Raw genomic sequence first — 20,201 nt, forward strand, 5'->3', positions numbered from 1 at the left:
TTCACCAAAAGAGACAAAGATGCTATCGTCGTAGGATTAGGATGCGATGAAACCGGACAGGAAGAATTATCCAAGGAAGGATATATTTACGTTGGCGACCCGGCATCGTTCCCCGAGCGATATGGAAACTACCTCATCCCTGCAGCACTCATGAAACTTGCCGGTCATTCCCTTCCCGAGGGTATTTTTGTCCAGCACGTCGTCGTGACGCCGATGAATGTTTGTGAACTCTATCCAAAGTGGCCCTGTGTCACACCAGAAGGATATCCCGACGTGAAGTACGAATTCCCCAAAGAAGCGTACAACAAATTCCTGGCCGAGCTTCGAGAGAAGTACAAAGAGTACGCACAACTCATTCCCGAAGATATACAATAAAATCAATACCCCCTGGGGTGCCCCAGGGGGTAAAAGGAAGATAAGCATGTCATACTTAGAAATGCATAGTATCGTTAAATCCTTTTCGGGGGTAAGGGTACTCGATGAAATCAATTTCTTCCTTAATCGTGGAGAAGTGGTCGCACTCCTTGGACAAAATGGAGCAGGTAAATCTACGCTCATAAAAATCTTGAGTGGGATTACAATAAAGACGGAGGCAAAATCCTGATTAATGGGGAAGAAGTCCATTTTCACGCTCCCTCAGATTCCTTGGCCAAAGGCATTCGAGTTATCTATCAGGAACTGGAACTTTTCCCAGAGCTGAGCGTAGCCGAGAACATTTTTATGGGAGACCTGCCTACCAAACGTTTCGTCGGTATACCCATACGTCAGAAAGAAGAAATTGAACGCCGCGCCCAAGAACTTCTGGAACTTTTAGGAGAACAAATTGACCCGGAAATACCGGTGAAAAAACTCAGTGTTTCTGAAAAACAGGTGGTAGAAATCGCCAGAGCCTTAGCCAAAAAAGCGAACATTATCGTAATGGATGAACCGACTGCCACATTATCTCAAAAGGAAGTAGAAAAACTCTTTGGCATCATCAAGAAACTTCGCGAACAGCGCTAAAGGGGGTTTTTAGTATGAACACACGAGAGCGCTTTTATGAAGTGATGCACTTTAACACTCGGGTTCGTTCTGTCAAACGGGAATTTGGTTACTGGGAAAAACAGTCGAGCGATTTTATCGGGAGGGTTTACCTAAGAAATCGTACCCGCACCTTCCTCAGACTGTCTCTTCTCCCACCTCACACCTTTATGTTCCCTGCTGGCAATCTATAAAGGGTGATACCCTCCCTCCTGGAATCGCTGTCGTAGGAGGAGGTCTTTACTGGCCGACTCAGGGGTTTCACCTCGATTTCGATATTCGTTCCTACTTTGGGATGGATAAGCCTCAGATACTGCTCAATCTCAACCTTCTTTTCTATCCGCCTTTTGAAATCGAAATCCTGGAAGAAGACGATCACCACCTCCTTTACGTTGACCTGGATGGGGTTAAAAGGCATTTTCTTAAAGAAACTGCAGTGATCCCTTCAGCCGTCGAGTATCCAATCAAAAACTGGGAAACTTGGGAAACACTCAAAAGAGAGCGGCTCCGGCCAGAGGAAATTCTTTTTCGTCTGCCCCCAAATTGGGACGAGATGATCGTTCTTTATAAAGAACGAGATTTTCCTCTGGTTATCGGTGGGTATCCCCACGGTCTTTTTGGAACCTTGGCAACGCTCATGGGATATGAAAATCTTTTCGTAGGGTACTATCAGGACCCAGAGCTTATCCATGACATTACCCAAACCTTTGTCAACCTCTGGATGGCTATCTACGAAGAAATCCTGGCTCAAATTGAAGTTGATGCCCTCCACATTTGGGAAGACCTGTCCTTCGGTAAGGGCCCCATGATTTCCCCAAAAATCATGCAGGAATTTATGGTACCTTATTATCGCCGACTCACCGATTTTGTCAAAGCCCGGGGTGTTGAGGTAGTGCTCCTGGATACCGATGGATACTGTTTCGATATCATTCCTCTTTTAATCGCAGGCGGTATCACTGGTCTTTACCCCATCGAAGTAAGCTGCGGAATGGACCTTGTACAAGTGCGCAAAGCGTTTCCACAATTACAGCTTCTCGGTGGAATCCCCAAAAGCGAAATTGCTCGAGGCAAAGAACGTATCGAAGAAATCTTGAAAACGGTTCAGGAAGTACTAAAAACGGGGGGATACATCCCCTTTGGGGATCACCTCATCCCTCCTGAAGTCGGTTTTCAAGAGTTTTCTTCATACCGCATCCGATTGAACGAAATCATAGAAAAAACAGGAAAATATTAGGCATGCGGTAAGGGACAACTTTTCCATTGATAACGTTACCAAAAAGTATTGAAAGTAATTAGTTAAGCGAAAAAATTTGATTGACAACGTTACCACATTCTGCTACACTCATTCATGAGATGAGGGAGTTTTGGTGTTGCCTCCGGAGGAGGGTAGTGTGCCAGACCTTCTTTTCATGGAGAAGATTTGCAAGTCCTTTTTTGGCGTCCCGGTTCTTAAAAATGTCTCCTTCCAATTGCGCCATGGTGAAGTCCACGTGCTGTTGGGAGAAAATGGTGCCGGTAAATCAACGCTCATCAAGATTCTAAGCGGAGCCTATACCTTAGACAGTGGAAAAATATTCCTGGAGGGTCACGAAATCGATACGGCAAACTACAATCCAGAAACTGCAACCCGGATGGGCATCGCCACAATATACCAAAATTTTCACCTTGTGCCACACCTTACCGTTGCGGAGAACATCTCTCTTGCCACCTTCCCGGTCTCTCGAATGGGTTTTATTAATTGGTCAAAGGTGCGTGCTTTTGCTGAACAAGCCCTCCAGAGGGTACAACTTCAGATTGACCCCAAGACCAAAGTCAAAAATCTCACGATGTCCCAACAACAAATGCTTGAAATCGCCATAGCGCTCGCGCAAAAAGCAAAAATCATCATCATGGATGAACCCACCGCCGCAATCAGTCGTAAAGAGACCGAAACCCTTTTCCAAATCATCCGACAGATTAAAACCCAAGGGGTGGGCATCATTTATATTTCCCATAAACTGGAGGAAATCAAAGAAATTGGCGACACAATCACCATCCTCCGTGATGGAGAACAGGTAGGAACGATGACGGTTCGTAACGTGGATATGAACCAGGTTGTTCATCTCATGACTGGAAAAGAAATCCGTGCAGAGCAGAAAAGAGAGCGCAACATTCGTGACCAGGAAATTTTCCGCTGCATTCATTTATCGGCCGCTGGTAAATTTGAGGATATTTCTTTTATGGTGCGAGATGGTGAAATACTGGGATTAACGGGACTGGTCGGTGCCGGGAAAACAGAGTTAGCCCGAGCAATTTTTGGTGTCGACCGCTTCGAAAAAGGGGAAATTTTCGTTGGAGGAGTCCGGATATACCACAATACTCCCAGAGCCATGGTTGAGGCTGGGGTGGGGTATATCCCCGAAGACCGGGATTTATCCGGCCTCTGTCTGAACCGACCCATTCGAGACAACATCACCATCGTTTCCCATGCCAAGAGTCGAAATATTGGGCTCAATATCCGTCAGGACAATCAGATCGCTCAATCCTTTGTGCAACGCCTCCAAATTCGAACTGACTCTCTAGAAAGGCAGGTTAAATACTTAAGTGGTGGAAACAAGCAAAAGGTGATTCTTGCCAAATGGTTTCAAGCCCATTGTCAATTTCTCATCCTCGACGAACCCACCATTGGTATTGATGTCGGCGCAAGACAGGAAATTTATCGCCTGATTTATGATTTTGTCCGCGAAGCGAAACGAGGGGTACTTTTTATTTCCAGCGACCTTTCAGAAGTGCTCAATATTGTTGACCGTATTTTAGTCATGGTGCGAGGCCGGATTACTGCTGAACTTTCCCCCGATGGTCTCACCAAACAGGAACTTCTCACCTATTGTCTTGGCCTCAAGAATAACTTTATACAAGGGTGACAATATGCCCACAGAACGAAACTTCCTCAAAATGGTTCTCACCTTTATCACTCGCCAGCAATCCCTCTCCATGCTTTTCATTCTCCTCATTATGTGGATTGTCCTGGCGTTTCTCTCTCCGTACTTTCTCACCATCAACAACATCTTCGAAATCACGCTCCAGTCAGCGGTCATCGCCCTCATCGCCGCAGGAGAATCGTTTGTCATTTTCTCTGGAGGAATCGACCTCTCGGTAGGGTCAGTTTTTGCTTTTTCCGCCATTATAGGTGGCCTGGGATTAATGGCCACACAGAATATTTTCTTCTCTCTTCTCGCCTCCTTAGGTGGTGGGCTCTTTGCAGGTTTTTGTAACGGTGCCGCTATTATCAAGCTCAAAATTCCACCTTTTGTGGCTACCCTCGGTATGATGGGCATCGCCAGAGGTTTAGCGCTCATTCTTTCTCGTGGGATACCCATTTATGGTCTTCCCCGAGGATACATGTGGATTGGTCAAGGAAGGGTTTTGGGTGTTGTTCCAGTCCCCACAATCATCGTCCTTGTCCTCTTCACGGTGATGTTTTTCGTCTTGCGTAATACCCGCTTTGGTCGTTTCACCTACGCTCTGGGAAGTAACGCCGAAGCAACCAGGTTATCTGGAGTGAAAATTCCCCCGGTGATGCTCGGCATTTACATGATCTCAGGAGCATTTGCCTCGGTTGCTGCGGTTATTGAGTCAGCTCGCCTCGGCACCATGCAACCAGCTTCTGGCAGTGGATACGAACTTTTGGCCATCGGTTCAGTGTTTATCGGTGGCGCAAGCATTTACGGAGGTGAAGGAAACATTTTTGCTTCCCTCATTGGCGCTCTCATCGTCACCACCATTCGTAACGGTCTGAACATTCTGGGTGTCTCAGCCTTTTACCAGTACGTCGTCAACGGACTCATCATTATCTTTGCCGTAGCCGCGGACCAAAGCCGAAGGGCTCGTTAAAAAGCGGTTAAAGCCGCTTATTTTAAAAAGGAGGTCGTGGAAAATGGGTACGAGAAAATGGTTGGTGTGCTTTCTGGTTTTGCTGTTGGCATTCAGTGCAAGTATTCCAGTTTTTGCTCAGGACCGGTCAAAGACCATCGTGTTTATTCCCAAGTCAACGGATGTCACCTACTGGCTCTTTTTGCGGAAGGGTGCCGTGGACAAGGCGAGAGAACTAGGCTACGAAATCGACTACCAGGGTGTTGCCACCGAAGCCGACATCGCTGGTCAGGTGAACCTCGTCAATAACATTGCCGCCACAAAACCTGCTGGGATTCTTCTGGCTGCAACCGACGCCAAAGCGCTCCAGGCCCCAGTAGAAAACGCCATCAAATCTGGAGTGCCAGTGATCATGGTTGACTCTGGCATCGAAGACCCATCCATCCCCTATGCCAACATCACCACTGACAACTTCGATGGTGGTTACAAGGCCGGTATGCTCCTTGCGGAAATGATCGGCAAAAAGGGTAAGGTCTCCAATATCGGCATCACCGCGGGTTCACAAACCGGAAGGGAACGTAGCGACGGGTTTATTGAGGCCATGAAAAACTTTCCCGATATCCAGGTCTTGCCGGTACAGTGGACGAATGCCGAAGCAGCAACAGCTATGAACATTGCCACGGATCAGCTCAATGCCAATCCCGACATCGTGGGTTTCTATTCTGCTGCCGCTCCGATGGCCGTTGGTATCGCCCAAGCTCTAAAAGCCAAAGGATTGGACAAAAAAATCAAACTCATTACTTTTGACCCCAGCCCGGAAGTGCTTCCGCTCTTCGAAGAGGGAACCATTCACGCTATCCTTGCTCAGGACCCCTATCAGATGGGATACCGTGGCGTGGAAATGCTTGACCAGGTGATTAAAGGCGGCACGATTAGTCCCGAAGAGAAAAACATCCAGATTCCAGTGGTCATCATCACTCCTGAAAACTATAACCAACCAGAAATTCAAAAACTCCTGCAGACTCCAGACAAATTTTAGCCTTACGGGGCTCCAAGTACGGAGCCCCGACCTCAACGATAGGATTTTTCAGTAAACTGGGCTACCATCCAGTCAGAAAAAAAGCGGCGCACAAAAAGAGGCCCCAAACGATTCCTCCACCCAGGCACGTACACAACTTTATTATGCTCATACGCTGTAAGGGACGCTCTCGCCACGATCTCCGGGTCCATCACCCCAGGAGAATCTTTTGGTCGCTGAAGGCCATTTCGGGAACGCTCAAAAAATCGAGTTCTGGTTGGACCGGGAGCAACATAGAGGACATGAACATTATACCTTTTCCATTCCGCCCAAAGGGACAGGGAAAAACTATGGACATAGGCTTTAGTGGCCGCATAGACGGCAAAATTTGCCACCGGGAAAAATCCAGCCACCGAACCAACATTAATTACCCCACCGCGCCTTTTTTCCACCATCCGCTTTCCTGCCTGGAAAGCAAGCTCAGTCAGAACAGTGATGTTGAGTTCGATCATCTCCCGGTATCGGGAGGGTTCCCGTTCCAGAAACTTTCCATAAAAAGCAACTCCAGCGTTATTAATCAAAAGGTCGACATCGAATTCCTGAAGAATACCGACAGCTTTTCGCAGCTCCTGGGTCAGGTCACAGCGCACAATTTCCATTTTTACCGGATGTTTTGTTTCGATCGTGGCTGCAACACGCCTTAAAGCAGCTTCATCTCGTCCCAAAAGAATCACATTGAGACCCTTCTCAGCCAACCCATAGGCGAAGTGTTCCCCAATGCCAGAAGAAGCCCCTGTCACCAGAGCCCACTGCCCTTTCTGAAGTTTTGGCATCATCACCACCTCGAACAACAGTCTTCACTAAAGGAATATTACCGAAAAGAAAGGGTTTAGGCAAAATAAGAGATGCCATGTGGAAAGAAATTCTTTACTGTGGAGGAGCATACCTTTCTGGGTCAGTACTGTATGCGCCGCTTCTTGGAAAGTGCTTTGGTGTAGACCCCCGCAAGACCGGAACGGACGGTAACCCAGGAGCGGCGAACGCATTCCGAAGCGGTGGTGTGCTTTTGGGAATCTTGGTTTTACTCTTTGACTTTCTTAAAGGATTTATACCGGTTTTCCTCCTCTTTGAAAAAGCGCAACGCTTACAAACCATTTTAGCAATTGCCCCCGTAGCGGGACACGTCTTTCCAGTGTTCTTTCACTTTAAGGGTGGAAAAGGTATCGCCACCACGTTCGGGGTTTGGGGTGGGCTCACGTACTGGGTGATACCTTCAATCCTGGGTAGTACCTTTTCCGCCTTTCTCCTCCTCCGGCACCTAATCAATATTACCCTTTCTGACCACCTTGCCGTCACAATCGGAATGATCCATCTTAGTGGATGGACGTTACTTCGCTATGGACATCCATATTTTCTCATCGCTCTTTTCAACACCGCTCTCCTCATTTTCACTCACCGACATGAATTCAGACGAAAGGGGCAGAACTATGTTTGACCAGGGAACAATTTTTACCCACTTCGAACGAGTTCACATCTTTGCCATAGTGCTCGCTGGTATTGCCTTTTTCAACCTCCTCACCATCCAAAAACCAACCCGAAGAGGGATTACTTCAGAAAAACCCCTAGTCAGTATCCTCATCCCAGCTCGAAACGAAGAACGTACGATTACAAGATGCCTCCAATCAATTCTTGCCCAGGATTATCCTCACTTTGAAGTGCTCGTCTGGGATGACTGTTCCACCGACAAAACACGAGAAATCCTCTACACCATTCAAGACAGGCGATTCCGCTGGATCGCTGGTAGCGAACCACCTCCTGGTTGGCTGGGAAAAAGCTGGGCCTGTTTTAATCTGGCTCAAAATGCTCGAGGGGAAATTCTCATCTTTACTGACGCCGACACCTGGCACACACCTTCGACGTTGAGTGTTCTCGTTGACGAAATGCTCAACCATCGGCTCGACGCCTTAAGTGGTATCGCTCGCGAGGAGACAAGCACTTTGGGAGAAAAGTTGACCGTTCCTTTCATCGTCTGGAGCGTGGTTGCCCTGTACCCCCATTTTTTGTCTCGCGTTTTTCCACGCTGGCGAGCTCTTGCCGTGGGAAACGGTCAACTCATGGCCTTCCGTCGAAGGGTTTACTGGGATATTGATGGACATCGGGCCGTACGAGAAAAAGTGGTGGAAGACATCGAACTCGCTCGAAAACTCCGTGCACGTGGATACCGCTACTGTTTTTACAACCTCACTGAAATCATATCCTGTCGAATGTACAGGAATTTCCAGGAATCATTCCTGGGTCTCGCCAAGAGTTATTTCTGGATTTTTGGAGGCAACATCGCTTTTTCGAGCTTCGTTTGGAGCTGGCTCTTTTTCTATACCGTGTATCCGTACTGGCTTTTACTTAAACAGGACGATATGACCCGAGCACTCCTCACGATTGGGGCAAATGGTCTTTCCTGGTGGGTAACAAGTTTTTTTTACCGTCTCACACCGTGGAGCATCCTCCTCAGCCCTTTCATTTTGGTCATGAGCACAATCATTGGATGGACTTCCGTCATTCTCACCAGAACCAAACGAGTTATCTGGAAAGAACGGTACATTCTCAAAGCGTCCCCACCCCTGCGATGAAATTCTAAACGCATAGCGACATACATCAAAGGGCGTCTTTTTCCCGCCATAGAATAAAAAGACCATAAAGCCATGTACTTTCCCCGCAAGCCCAGTGGTTTCCCTATCCATGCACTAAAATCCCCAATAAGAATGGGAAGTGTTCGTAACCAACCACCCGGTAAGGGCCAGGCAATTCGATCTGACTTTCCCCTTTTCGCCTACCGTCTAGATCGAAGAACCCAGCAAAAGGCAGATAATAAAAAGGGAATAAAGAGGGCAAAAAAAACGATTTAAGACAGTGAGGTGATAAAAAATGAGAACCATACTCCTTCTGCTCGTTACACTGATGATACCTTTTCTATGGTCCCGTTTTACCTTAGCCCAGGAAGGGCTGGAACGTCGAGAAAAAGCCACCTTTGCTGGAGGCTGTTTCTGGTGCATAGAGAGCGTCTTTGACAAGGTTCCCGGTGTCGTTGAGGCCGTTTCAGGATACACAGGGGGAAATAAAGAAAATCCCACTTATGAAGAAGTGTGTTCTGGTAAAACCGGTCACGTAGAAGCAGTACAGGTCACCTATGATCCAGCGAAAGTCACCTACCAGGAACTTCTCAACATTTTCTGGCAGAACATTGATCCCACTGACCCAGGGGGTCAATTTGTGGACCGGGGTTCACAGTACCGTACAGCCATTTTCTACCACAACGAGGAGCAACGCATCCTCGCTGAACAGTCCAAAAAAGCACTGGAAGAGTCAGGTCGGTTTGGAAAACCCATTGTTACCGAGATTCGCCCTGCCACTACCTTTTACAGAGCTGAAGAGTACCACCAGGATTACTACAAGAAGTGTCCAGTGCGGTATGAGCTGTACCGTTCACACTCTGGTCGAGACCAGTTCAAAGAAAAGTACTGGTCAAAATCATGGAAGAATTTCCATAAACCTCCATTAGCAGTGCTTCGTCAAAGGCTCAATACCCTGCAATACCGTGTCACCCAGGAAAACGCCACCGAACCACCGTTTCAGAATGAATACTGGAACAACAAAAAAGAAGGGATATATGTAGATATCGTCTCTGGAGAACCGCTCTTTAGTTCCCTTGACAAATTTGACTCTGGTACTGGGTGGCCAAGCTTCACCAAACCATTGGAGCCCGAAAATATCGTCGAAGTTGAAGATCGGAGCCACTTCATGGTCCGTACCGAAGTGCGCAGTCGCTACGCGAATTCCCATTTAGGACACGTTTTCGACGATGGGCCACCACCAACCGGAAAACGGTACTGTATCAATTCTGCAGCGTTACGGTTCATTCCCAAAGAAGATTTAGAAAAAGAAGGATATGGCGAATATCTGAAACTCTTTGAAAAGTAACATTGAGACCATCCTGGAAAAACACTCCAGGGTGGTCTCTTCTTTTCAAAAATTCTCAGGACGAAAGGTCAGGACTCGAATCGCCTTTGCCCGAATCGCCTTTGTCGAACAAACCGTCAAGTATTTTGGAACGTCGTTCCTTGAGAGCCCAAGCCACCAAAGCGAGATACTTCCCCTGATACCGGGCTCCAGCGAGTTCTCGTTCCGAAGGGAAACGTTCACCCCGACCTCCCGTTATGGTTGATGCACCATAAGGAGAGCATCCAGATACCTGATCCACGCCAACTTGCTCGTTAAAAGCGTAGGGGAGACCAACCAAAATCATCCCATGATGGAGTAAGGTAACCATGACGGTAATGATCGTCGTCTCTTGACCCCCATGCTGGGTGGCAGAGCTGGTCATCACTCCAGCGGGTTTCCCTACGAGTACTCCTTTCGCCCACAGAGGACCAGTGCTGTCGAGGAAAGCCCTCATCTGGGCACACATGTTTCCAAAACGGGTCGGAACACCGAAAAGCACAGCATCGGCTTCCTCAAAGTCACTCAAGTCTGCAACGGGAACATGAGCAAACGCTTTTTGTGCTTGGGCAATTCCTGTAGATTCAAGGATATCTTGAGGAAGAGTTTCTGGAACCCTTCGAAGCACCGCAATGACATCCTTTACGCTTTCAGCCCCTTCTTTTGCCGCTTCACACATCCGGTGCATATGCCCGTAAGCAGAATAGTAGAGGACGAGTAAACGGAGTTCCATTATTTACACCTCCTCGACGTGTATGCAATAACACCAAAACGTTTTTGCGTTGACACTTTTTGCTAGGTCATTCTGCAAAACGAGCTTTTTCAAAGTGATCAAACCAACTATTCAGCAGTGCCACATTCAAGGCGACGACTGAGACGATGCCTCTACGAAAACTCGATCAGCATAGAACTAAACTGTGTAAAAGGCTCATTCTCCAGGAACAATCTCCTAAAGAGAAACAAAAATCGATTATAATGTAAGATTTTCCAGGAAAAAGGATGAAACTATAACATCTCTGCCCCGACAATGAGTTTCACAACTTCGTCTGGAGTAGTCTCGGCCTTTCGTTTATCCCCTACCTTTCTTCCACCCCGCAAGACCACAATTCGGTCAGCAACGTTGAAGACATGACGCATATTATGGCTGATGACGATGACTGAACACCCTTTTTCCTTTAACCGCAAGATGAGATCCAACACTCGGCGAGATTCTTTGACCCCCAAGGCAGCAGTTGGTTCATCCATGATGATAATTCTCCCACCCCAGGGCATGACCCGACCGATGGCCAGAGCCTGCCTCTGGCCTCCAGAAAGATATCGCACCAGGGTCCGCAAGGAAGGCAACACAATCCCAAGCTCTTTGAGGGTACGGACGGTGTCTTCAATCATCTTTTTGCGGTCCACAAAAATTCTCCCCCAACCCTTTACAGGTTCTCGCCCCAAGAAGAAATTTGCCGGCACGTCCCGGGTCTCAATGAGCGCCAACTCCTGATAGACAATCTCAATTCCCAGAGCCTGGGCATCATGAGGATTACGAATTTCAACGGGCCGATTGAGAAAGAAAATCTGCCCTCTGGTCGGTTGATGTACTCCTGCAATGATTTTTACCAGCGTCGACTTTCCGGCGCCATTATCCCCCACCAGAGCAACGATTTCTTGCGGATACACCTCAAAATCAACATCCTCCAAAGCATGGACTCCGCCAAAATACTTAGTGATACCCTTTAACACCAGGATTGGCTGCAGAGTTTCCTCCTCTTTCAAGAGTACCGTTTCCAAAGTAAACCTCCCCCCTTAACCAGTCACACTTTTCGCTTCCGGTACATGTCAATCATCACTGCCCCGATGATCACTGCTCCAATGGCGGCCGGCTGCCAGTACGCAGGAAAACCTAAGAGCACCAGAGCGTTCCGTAAAATCTGCATGATGGCTGCTCCAATCAATGCTCCCCAAACACTCCCCTCACCACCAGTAAGACTGATACCGCCAATGACCGCCGCCGCAATGATATCGAGTTCGTAACTCTGCGCAGCCGTGGGTGCCGCAACACCCAGGCGAGCCGTCATCAGTAATCCACCAATTCCAGCCAGAAGACCCGATAAGGTGAAGGCAATAGTTTTGACCCGACCGGTATTGATGCCAGCCAAGGCCGCAGCGTATTCGTTTCCTCCCACCGCATAGGTATGATAACCGAGCTTCGTCTTATCAAGGAGAATATAACAGAGCACCACAAAAATAACCATGAAGATAGCCGGCAAGGGAACCTGCCAGATAAAAATACTCACGTCAGTCTGCCCCAGGGCCATAAACGATCGCGGTAAACTCCGTACCGGCCATCCCTGGGTCATTCCGTAACAAAAACCCCGAATAATACTCATGGTCCCAAGAGTGGCAATAAAGGGAGGCAACTTGGTTTTACTCACCATAAGACCGTTGAAAAAACCAACACCGAGGGTGGCTACAAGACCCACAAGAATGGCCAAAACGACGTTATAACCGGCAACAAGAAGCATGGCCGTAACAATCCCCGAAAAAGCCATATTTGAACCAGCCGAGAGGTCAATGCCTCCCCCAATGATGACGATCGATTGCCCAAAAGAAGCGATGGCAATCCAGGAAAAAGCCCGTAAAACGTTAAAAATGTTGTTCGCCGTGAGAAACGTCCTGGTCAAAAGACCCAGGATAATCACCATACCAAGGAGAATCAAAATCAGCGCTGCTAACTGATTTCTGGCGAAACGGAGTAACAACCCAGGCTCGGTGTAACGGAGGAATTCTTCTTCTCTTCTACTCTCCACAACATTTCCCTCCAGTGAGCACGCTATGTACTGCAAGAAGACGATGGACCGGGAAATTCCCGGTCCATCGAGGTACTTCCCTCTTTACTCTTCCGGAAACGCAGGTGGAAGTGGCTTCGTGAAATCACTGGTCTCCCAGGCCTTAATCATGGCATCAACGTTGTGGACGGTGACAATGTCCATGCCTGAGTCAGTCCAGGAAGGAAATTCTTTTTTGTTTACAATGTAGTCAAAAAGCATCTGGATGGTATCATAACCCCAACCCCAGTATTTTTGGCCCACAAGACCAACCAGAAGTCCTTCTTTCATGTACTGCAACTCCACCGGCAGGGTATCAAAGGCCACAGTCTTTGTTCGCCCGGATTTTGCTGCTTCTTCCCAGAGGGGCATTGACCCTCGTTCAGCAAAAAGTGGCCACAGACCTACGAAGAACCATCCGGTTAAATCTGGATAGGCTTGCATGGTTTCCTCGACAACCTGCACACCCTGATTGATGTCGTCATAACAGGCCACAGTGGTTACAATTTCAATGCCAGGATAGTTTTGAATCACATCCTTGAAACCCCGAATACGTTCCTCCAGGTTGAAAGCACCAGGAACTCCCGTTAAAAGGGCTACTTTCCCCTTCTCTCCCATGTACCGGACCAAAAGTTCCGCTGCTGCTTTACCACCATCGTAATTACTGACCCCAAGATAGGTAAAACGCTTGCTGTTTGGAGCATCGGAGTCCCAGGTCATGACAGGGATTCCTGCATCCACGGCTTTATTAATCACATCCACCAGTGCGTCAGGGTCATTGCAGGAAACACCGATTCCATCCACACCTTTGGCGATCACATCCTCAATGACTCTCACTTGTTCCGCCGCATCAGAAGCCACCGAACCCACGTACAGCACTTCCACGGTGTAATCGGTAGTTTCAGTAAGCTCCTTGGCTTTCGCAAAGGCACCATCCCGACCGAGTTCGAACACCGGGTTATTGAGGGCTTTAGGAATCCAAGCAAAAGTGAGCTTCTTTCCCTGAGCAAACACACCAGAAATCACTAATCCCCACACCAGAGTAACCACCACAAAAAACACAAACCACTTTCCTCTCTTCATGTTCCTTCCCTCCTTCAATAAAACTCAAACAAAATGCAGAAAAATGGGCAACTTTTTCTCTTTTTCTCATCTCACCCCCCATATTTTTCTGCAGCAAAACCCCTCTTTTCCAATCTTACCATTCCTCCAGCGAAAGTCAATTGATACTCCTTGTCGCCTTATCCAGTGCAAGCTGCTTCTTTACAGGATACGAAACGTTCTCAAAAATCACCATGCTAGTAAGTGGAAAGGTTAGGAAACAGCGAGTTTCGAGAAAACATGGCAAACTGACGCATATAGAGGCTATATTGTGTTTTTCGGGCCGGATGTCGGCGTTGCCGGCGGTCTAGCCAAGACTAAGGAATACACCGAAAATATCTTTAACAGTCAATTAAAAAGCATGATACTCGAACCAAGGCGAAAATCCGATACCACACATCTTTGGAAACCAAGTATAATAAAAAGGAAAATTTGTCTAAGGGGGCACCAATTCTGGAAAAAGCCATCATTTTTTACAAAAAGGTTGAAGAAATTTACCGTTCCTCAGAAACGCCCCGGAAGAAATTTCTGGAACTTCTTGAACTCTTGGAATCAATTGAATTATCGGGAGATTTCAGCATAGACCTAACAGAACAAGCTCAGATCGAACAGTGCTGGCAGCGGCTCAAAAGTTATGGTGACATCGACGTAGAAAGCTTGAACGGAATGTTTGCTCTGGTCATACGAGTAATTCAGCGTCTTTTTTCAGTACCACCTTCAGAACCATTGTCCGAAATCGCTACAATGTGTTTTCCCATAACCAAAAGATCAAAAGAGCAGTACATAGAAGACATGACCTCTTTTCTCCTTCTCAAACCTCCCCGCCAGAACGAACACGCCGTTATCCTCTATGGCAGTCACGATGAATATGGTTTTCTGACCTTCTACCTCTCAAAACGATTTAGCAATTTGTTGCTTTCTCTTGCCCCTGGAGTGCGACTTACCCTCCTTCAGGTTAAAAAGGGTGCAAAGGAAGGAATATACTTCGATACCCCGCAAACGCAGGTTATCCTCAACCCGGATATGCTTCTTGAGGTATCCATGCTGAGTGAATGTCAGGTACGACATGCCCTGCACGTTCCAGAACTCTTTTTCCTCAAAAGTATGATTCCGCAAAGAACAAGTGAAAATGCGTTGTACGGAAAAATCCTCACGGTCCTTTTTACCATGCATCTGGAAAGAAAAGACACCCCGTTTCCCCAACTTGTACAACGGTTCTTTCGGGAAAACCCCCGGGAAGTGTTACTGCTCCAGTCCCTGCGTCCCCACCAGCCACTGACCGAAGAAGAGATGGTCCAAAAACTTGAAGCCCCTTACAGGCAACTCGTCAGCGCTTTGAGTGCCTTTGACGACCGGTACCTCATTCCTGAAGTCCTCCTCCTCTCTGAAAAAATTGGGTTGATTGGTCGCCTGGATTTCCTCTATACCGGGGAAAGCCGATGGCGTATCATCGAAGTGAAAACGGGTAAAGCCCCCGAAAAAGGTTATCTGTCCTGGCCCTCCCACAGGATGCAACTTGCTGGCTATCTCTTTCTTGCCCGCATCCTTGGCTTTCCACTCCATGAAACTTCATACGTACTCTATACAGAAAGTCAGGACCCCGAAAACGTTCTGCGGCTCTTCCCGTATGACCAAAACCAAACTCAAACCCTCATAGCACTTCGCAATCAGGTGATCCAGTTACAACAACATCTCAAAAACACCCCAGAAGAAACCCTCACAAAAATGTTGAATCCAGAAAACGATTTCCTCCTCAACAGGGTACCTTCCTATCTGCAAAAAAATTTTCAGCAACTCCAAGAGGCCTTTTTGAATGCACCACCCCTACACCGGAAATACTATGCGCAATTCTTTCGATTTCTGCTCAACGAAAAGGAGTACGAATGTGCTGGAACATCCTGGGCACCACACTCAGCCTCTCTCTGGCGACAGACATCTGAAGAAAAACAGCGCACTTTTTCCATGCTCTGGGACCTTGTTTGGGACCAGAAAACCAGTAAACCCGAAGAGGGTCTTTTCACCTTTTCCCTCCCCAAAACCGACGTCTATTCAGACTTTCGTGCTGGAGACATAGTCCTCCTTGTGCCCAAAGCAGGCGAAAGTCTTGATACCTCATTTTTCCTGAGTGGGTCCATTGTAACCATCGACACATCCAAAGTTACCATTCGTACCCGCTTCAAAAAGACTTTCCTGTACCATCTCCAAAAAAATCCCCGCTGTCATCTCAACATGGAACACTTTTTCTACGACCACTACCCGTATCTCATTCGTAGCCTTTCCTGGTTTCTCCTTGCCCCACGGGAAAAACGTGAACTCCTCCTTGGACTACGTAAGCCCCATTTCACTCAGGTTCAGCCGCCCCTTCCCGAAGGAAACTTGCACAAAGAACAGCGAGAATGCCTTTCACGGGCTTTCCAGGCCAAGGACTATTTCCTCCTTCAGGGACCCCCAGGTACTGGGAAAACCAGAGTTTTCCTCACCAATCTGGTCAAATTGCTTCTAGCCCACACCGACGAAAGTCTTTTAATCTTAGCGTTCACCAATCGAGCCGTTGACGAAGTCTGCTCAGCCATCAAAAAGGCTTTACCCCAAACGCCTTTCCTCCGCCTGGGAAACGACATCAACACCGAGCATACTGATTGTACTCTCTCTACTCTTTTCGGTGGTCAAACACCACAAACAATGCTTAAAGATGCTTCGCAAATTCGTCTGATTGTTTCCACTGTCTCCTCCTGTCTCATGCAGTGGGAACTTGTGCAACTTTTTCAACCGACCGTTGCCATCGTCGATGAAGCCTCTCAATTGCTTGAACCCCACCTTGTGGGTATTCTGAGTATGATGAAACGCTTTATCCTCGTCGGGGATGAAAAACAGCTTCCCGCAGTTGTGGTCCAGCCAGAGCACGACCTGATAGTCGAAGACTCCGAACTCCGGACGATCGGTCTTTTTCATCTTGGAGTCTCCCTCTTTGAACGGCTGCTCCACAATGCTGACCAAAAGGGTTGGCATGAGTGCCATGGCATGCTCACTGCTCAGAGACGTATGCATCAGACGATCCAAGAAGTTGCAAACATCCTCTTTTATAATCACAAACTTTGTGTGCTCTGCGAAGAAACCCAGTCCCAACCCATCAGAGGATACCACCCAGAAAGTGAAGACCCTATTGAGCGGATGCTATCTTCATCACGACTCATCTTTGTTTCCACCCATCGTGAAACCAGTGTCCGAGTAAATCAGGAAGAAGTTCAACTGGTGATACGTTTTCTCAAAACTATAGAACGAGTCCGCCAAAATCAAACGGTGGGCGTCATCACTCCCTTCCGTGCCCAGGTGAATGCCATCCGTAAAGCCCTCAAAGAGGAATGGCATGCATGGGTCCAGGTCGATACTGTGGAACGTTTCCAGGGTTCAGAAAAGGATCTGATCATCTTTTCTGCGGCCATCAATAGCGAAAACCAGCTTCCCTATATTCAGTCTCTTCCCCCCGGCCCACTCCGCAAAGGTCCAAAACCCCTCGATCGCAAACTCAATGTCGCCATCACCCGAGCGCGTGAACATTTCATTCTCCTTGGGGTTCCCGAATTACTCCGGCGCATCCCCCAGTATGAAACATTACTCGACCAAATCGAAAAACAAGGGATATTTTTCAAGATATCCTGAAAAAAGGATGAAAAACCTTTTAGTCAACCTCGGCGTGACCTTAGAGTAATCCAGAGTAACAGGGAAGTATCGAACTTTGTACCAATCTTGACCAGCATCGACACACCATTAAAAACGGGAGCAAACCAACGAAAAACATTCAAACCTTCAGCGTAGTTTTCACGGTTCGTTTATCCCTTTCATTAACCCTTCAATTTCTTTTTTAAGCTCATCAATCACCTCAGGATTATAGATCAGCTTTTTACCCTCTTTCTGTATTGAAAAAACAATGAAGACTTTACCACCCTTATCTTTCTCAAATTTATTATGCGTCTTAGCGAGCCATTCTTTTCCACCTATAAATTTCTGGAGTTTGCTCGTAGGTTATTGGTTTGATTTGTAATCCAATATATTTCCCATTAATTCCTATGTAAAAATCCACATTATAAAGTCTGTCCCATTTATCAGAGGCAGGTTGAATAGGAACTTTCAGAATTTGTTGTAATTGTCCATAAATTGTCTTTATCTCTGTCTGATAGCCATCGAATGTTCTGCTTATCACAAGATTGTGAATATACTGAATACAACTCTCTTCTGTTACCTCTTCTATCTCAGCCTGAATCACCTCTGTTATTTTCATGTATAGTTTTCGTCCTAAGTCTTGAATGTACTCCTGGGGAGACAGATTTATTGCTTTCTGTTTGAGCATTTCAGTAACCTTTTTGTAATAAAAAGATTCCCAATCATTTATTGTCTTTGGAGCGCATTCTCTTATCCACAACGAAACAGGGCCTACAATATCTTTCTTATTCAAACCCCATCTGTTTGTAGCTATATTTAATATCCATTCCTTAGCCATTTTGCCTCTCCTTCCATAACTAGACAAATTTCCCTTTATATTTATGATCCACCGAGAAATCTGGAACTGCCAAGCCAGATTTTATAAGATAAGCATTAACGAAGATTTTATTTTTGAGATAAACATAAGCCATAACAGTGTTCTCGTTTATTACCTCGTTGTCATGGAATGACAGAAATACATTTTTTCCCAGAATATAATCTCGCAAATATCGGATTGTGTCCTCTTTTTTATTTATCCTTACTCCTAAAAATTTAACAGTTAAACCCGTATCTAACTTAATTGTATTCTCATCTACTATTTCAATGACTTTGTATAATCTATTCCCTTTAAAGTTGAATTTCTTAGGGTCTATTTGTGGTTTTGCATTCTGAATTCTGGGAGTATAATCCACTGGTGGAAGTTCCAGTTTCTCACCCTTTCTTTCTATTATTAAGATATCGTCACGAAATCCAGGAAGACTTTCTTTCATACCTATCTTTTCTTTTATTATTTCAAGAAAATCCTTATTAATTTCATAACCGATAGCATTCCTCTCCAACTCTAAAGCAACCTTTACAGTAGTCCCACTGCCTAAAAACGGATCCAACACAGTATCACCAATAAATGTAAACATTTTTATCAACCTCTTTGGCAGCTCATCAGGAAACATCGCCTCATGTCTTATCTGTTTTGCCCCTCCAAAATGCCAGTGTCCAGAAAAATACTCTTTCCATTCTTCTTTTGTAAGTTTTGACGCCTCTTTAATGTCTTTTGGAACTCTTTTGCCTTTCCCCGGCTTTTTAAAAATATGGATAAATTCGTAATCAATCTCAACAATTCCATTTGGCGGATAGGGAAAAGAACCCATTACAGTTGCGCCACCTGTAGTATTCATTGTGGTTTTTTTCTGCCATATTATAGAGCCCATGAAATCGAAACCTATCTGTTCGCATTGAGTTATCAATTCGGCATGGATTGGAATGACCTTGTATCGCCCATAGATTATAGACCTTGCAAATTGGTCGCCAATATTGATACAAAGTCTTCCACCTTTTCTAAGCACACGATAACACTCTTTCCAGACATAGTAGAGGTCTTTCAAATACTCATGAAGGCTCTGTCCATAGCCAATCTGCCCTGTGATCCCATAGTCCTTTATGTGCCAGTACGGAGGTGAAGTTACAATCAAATCGACTTCTTCATCCCCTAACTCTTTCATGAACCGACTATCACCGATGATAACCTTTGCCCGATTTTTCATGGTTACACTTCTTTCATAATCCGCGCATTTCCTCCTCTAAAGCCTGCCATTGCACTCAACGATTTTAACATATTTCATCATCCATATTCTCGCTCTCTCCTTATAGATACCTTACCCCATGGTACATAACTCGACTGATTGTACTTTCCTCAACCAGAGCCTATCCTTGCCCAGCTTTTTCGGGGTTTTTTAATCTTTGTAGGGCTAACCAACTCAACTCCAGATACAAATTCTCAGACCTTAAAAGCCACGGAACAACACTTATAAATTTGGTTTGAAACTGGTAGCAAAGTTACCACGCTGAGCTCTGGAAAGGATGTACAAGGAAAAGCACAATGACAAAAACGGTGTCCGATCCTGCGAGTGGGATGTCATTTCTTTAAATTTCTCTCTTTTGACTGAGGCATTGAATTTGGTAAAATTATAGGGACACTTTGCAGTGGCTCTGAGAGCGGAGCCAATTTTGACAATACGAACTGGCTCCGCAAAAGTAATACTATGCGAAACTTTGAGTATAGGTTTGATATAAGAACTTTTCAACCAGAGCGAGGAAAATACAAAATTGAAATTATAAATGAAAAGGAAATCTAAACTCCTACCTTTTAGCTTGGTAAGGTAATTGTCCCAGGCTCGGACATCCCGGTGACGATCGGGACGTCC

At 46.3% G+C, this 20,201-nt stretch carries 16 protein-coding genes and 1 pseudogene; 10 read left to right on the plus strand and 7 right to left on the minus strand.

What is annotated here, in order from left to right; genetic code table 11:
- The 6 genes and pseudogenes from ABDK92_08680 to ABDK92_08705 form a co-directional block, all read left to right on the plus strand.
- Positions 1-375: sugar ABC transporter substrate-binding protein (locus tag ABDK92_08680; GenBank protein ID MEN3186685.1), on the plus strand; the 375-nt coding region annotated here is incomplete at its 5' end.
- 61 nt (positions 376-436) lie between these two features.
- Positions 437-1,002: pseudogene (locus ABDK92_08685) on the plus strand (ATP-binding cassette domain-containing protein).
- Between the two features lie 313 nt (positions 1,003-1,315).
- On the plus strand, positions 1,316-2,254 hold the full coding sequence (locus tag ABDK92_08690) for a uroporphyrinogen decarboxylase family protein (protein ID MEN3186686.1): 939 nt from the start codon (positions 1,316-1,318) through the stop codon (positions 2,252-2,254).
- Between the two features lie 157 nt (positions 2,255-2,411).
- Positions 2,412-3,923: a sugar ABC transporter ATP-binding protein gene (locus ABDK92_08695; protein ID MEN3186687.1), complete on the plus strand. Its 1,512-nt coding sequence runs from the start codon at positions 2,412-2,414 to the stop codon at positions 3,921-3,923.
- Positions 3,924-3,927: 4 nt separating this feature from the next.
- The gene (locus ABDK92_08700) at positions 3,928-4,893 is read left to right on the plus strand and encodes an ABC transporter permease (GenBank protein ID MEN3186688.1); all 966 of its coding nucleotides are present in this window, start codon (positions 3,928-3,930) and stop codon (positions 4,891-4,893) included.
- A 43-nt stretch (positions 4,894-4,936) separates the two neighbouring features.
- On the plus strand, positions 4,937-5,911 hold the full coding sequence (locus tag ABDK92_08705; protein ID MEN3186689.1) for an ABC transporter substrate-binding protein: 975 nt from the start codon (positions 4,937-4,939) through the stop codon (positions 5,909-5,911).
- 32 nt (positions 5,912-5,943) lie between these two features.
- Here the strand turns inward: ABDK92_08705 and ABDK92_08710 are convergent, their stop codons facing one another.
- Positions 5,944-6,726, minus strand: coding sequence for an SDR family oxidoreductase (locus tag ABDK92_08710; GenBank protein ID MEN3186690.1), 783 nt, complete (start codon positions 6,724-6,726; stop codon positions 5,944-5,946).
- Between the two features lie 74 nt (positions 6,727-6,800).
- Between ABDK92_08710 and ABDK92_08715 the strand changes: the two genes are divergently transcribed.
- The 3 genes from ABDK92_08715 to msrA all read left to right on the plus strand — a co-directional run bounded on the left by ABDK92_08715 (position 6,801) and on the right by msrA (position 9,865).
- Positions 6,801-7,385 (plus strand): glycerol-3-phosphate acyltransferase, encoded by a 585-nt coding sequence (locus ABDK92_08715; GenBank protein MEN3186691.1) that lies wholly within the window; start codon positions 6,801-6,803, stop codon positions 7,383-7,385.
- Positions 7,378-8,517 (plus strand): glycosyltransferase, encoded by a 1,140-nt coding sequence (locus tag ABDK92_08720; GenBank protein ID MEN3186692.1) that lies wholly within the window; start codon positions 7,378-7,380, stop codon positions 8,515-8,517. The genes ABDK92_08715 and ABDK92_08720 overlap by 8 nt, the downstream gene beginning before the upstream one ends.
- A gap of 328 nt (positions 8,518-8,845) precedes the next feature.
- The gene (msrA, locus tag ABDK92_08725) at positions 8,846-9,865 is read left to right on the plus strand and encodes a peptide-methionine (S)-S-oxide reductase MsrA (protein MEN3186693.1); all 1,020 of its coding nucleotides are present in this window, start codon (positions 8,846-8,848) and stop codon (positions 9,863-9,865) included.
- A gap of 55 nt (positions 9,866-9,920) precedes the next feature.
- On the opposite strand, the gene wrbA is transcribed toward msrA, so the two are convergent.
- The 4 genes from wrbA to ABDK92_08745 form a co-directional block, all read right to left on the minus strand.
- Positions 9,921-10,616, minus strand: a complete 696-nt coding sequence (gene wrbA, locus ABDK92_08730; protein ID MEN3186694.1) for an NAD(P)H:quinone oxidoreductase — start codon at positions 10,614-10,616, stop codon at positions 9,921-9,923.
- A 272-nt stretch (positions 10,617-10,888) separates the two neighbouring features.
- Positions 10,889-11,662, minus strand: a complete 774-nt coding sequence (locus ABDK92_08735; protein ID MEN3186695.1) for an ATP-binding cassette domain-containing protein — start codon at positions 11,660-11,662, stop codon at positions 10,889-10,891.
- A 23-nt stretch (positions 11,663-11,685) separates the two neighbouring features.
- Complete coding sequence (locus tag ABDK92_08740) at positions 11,686-12,681, minus strand: ABC transporter permease (GenBank protein ID MEN3186696.1); 996 nt, start codon at positions 12,679-12,681, stop codon at positions 11,686-11,688.
- A gap of 84 nt (positions 12,682-12,765) precedes the next feature.
- Positions 12,766-13,782 carry a sugar-binding protein gene (locus tag ABDK92_08745; protein MEN3186697.1) on the minus strand — a complete coding sequence of 339 codons (1,017 nt, stop codon included), beginning with the start codon at positions 13,780-13,782 and terminating at the stop codon, positions 12,766-12,768.
- A gap of 450 nt (positions 13,783-14,232) precedes the next feature.
- Between ABDK92_08745 and ABDK92_08750 the strand changes: the two genes are divergently transcribed.
- Positions 14,233-17,460 (plus strand): ATP-dependent helicase, encoded by a 3,228-nt coding sequence (locus tag ABDK92_08750; protein MEN3186698.1) that lies wholly within the window; start codon positions 14,233-14,235, stop codon positions 17,458-17,460.
- A gap of 313 nt (positions 17,461-17,773) precedes the next feature.
- Here the strand turns inward: ABDK92_08750 and ABDK92_08755 are convergent, their stop codons facing one another.
- Complete coding sequence (locus ABDK92_08755) at positions 17,774-18,298, minus strand: MjaI family restriction endonuclease (GenBank protein MEN3186699.1); 525 nt, start codon at positions 18,296-18,298, stop codon at positions 17,774-17,776.
- 19 nt (positions 18,299-18,317) lie between these two features.
- Complete coding sequence (locus ABDK92_08760; protein MEN3186700.1) at positions 18,318-19,541, minus strand: site-specific DNA-methyltransferase; 1,224 nt, start codon at positions 19,539-19,541, stop codon at positions 18,318-18,320.
- Positions 19,542-20,201 lie beyond the last annotated feature (660 nt).

The sequence above is a fragment of the Atribacterota bacterium genome, assembly GCA_039638595.1.
Lineage (GTDB): Bacteria > Atribacterota > Atribacteria > Atribacterales > Caldatribacteriaceae > Profundicultor > Profundicultor thermophilus.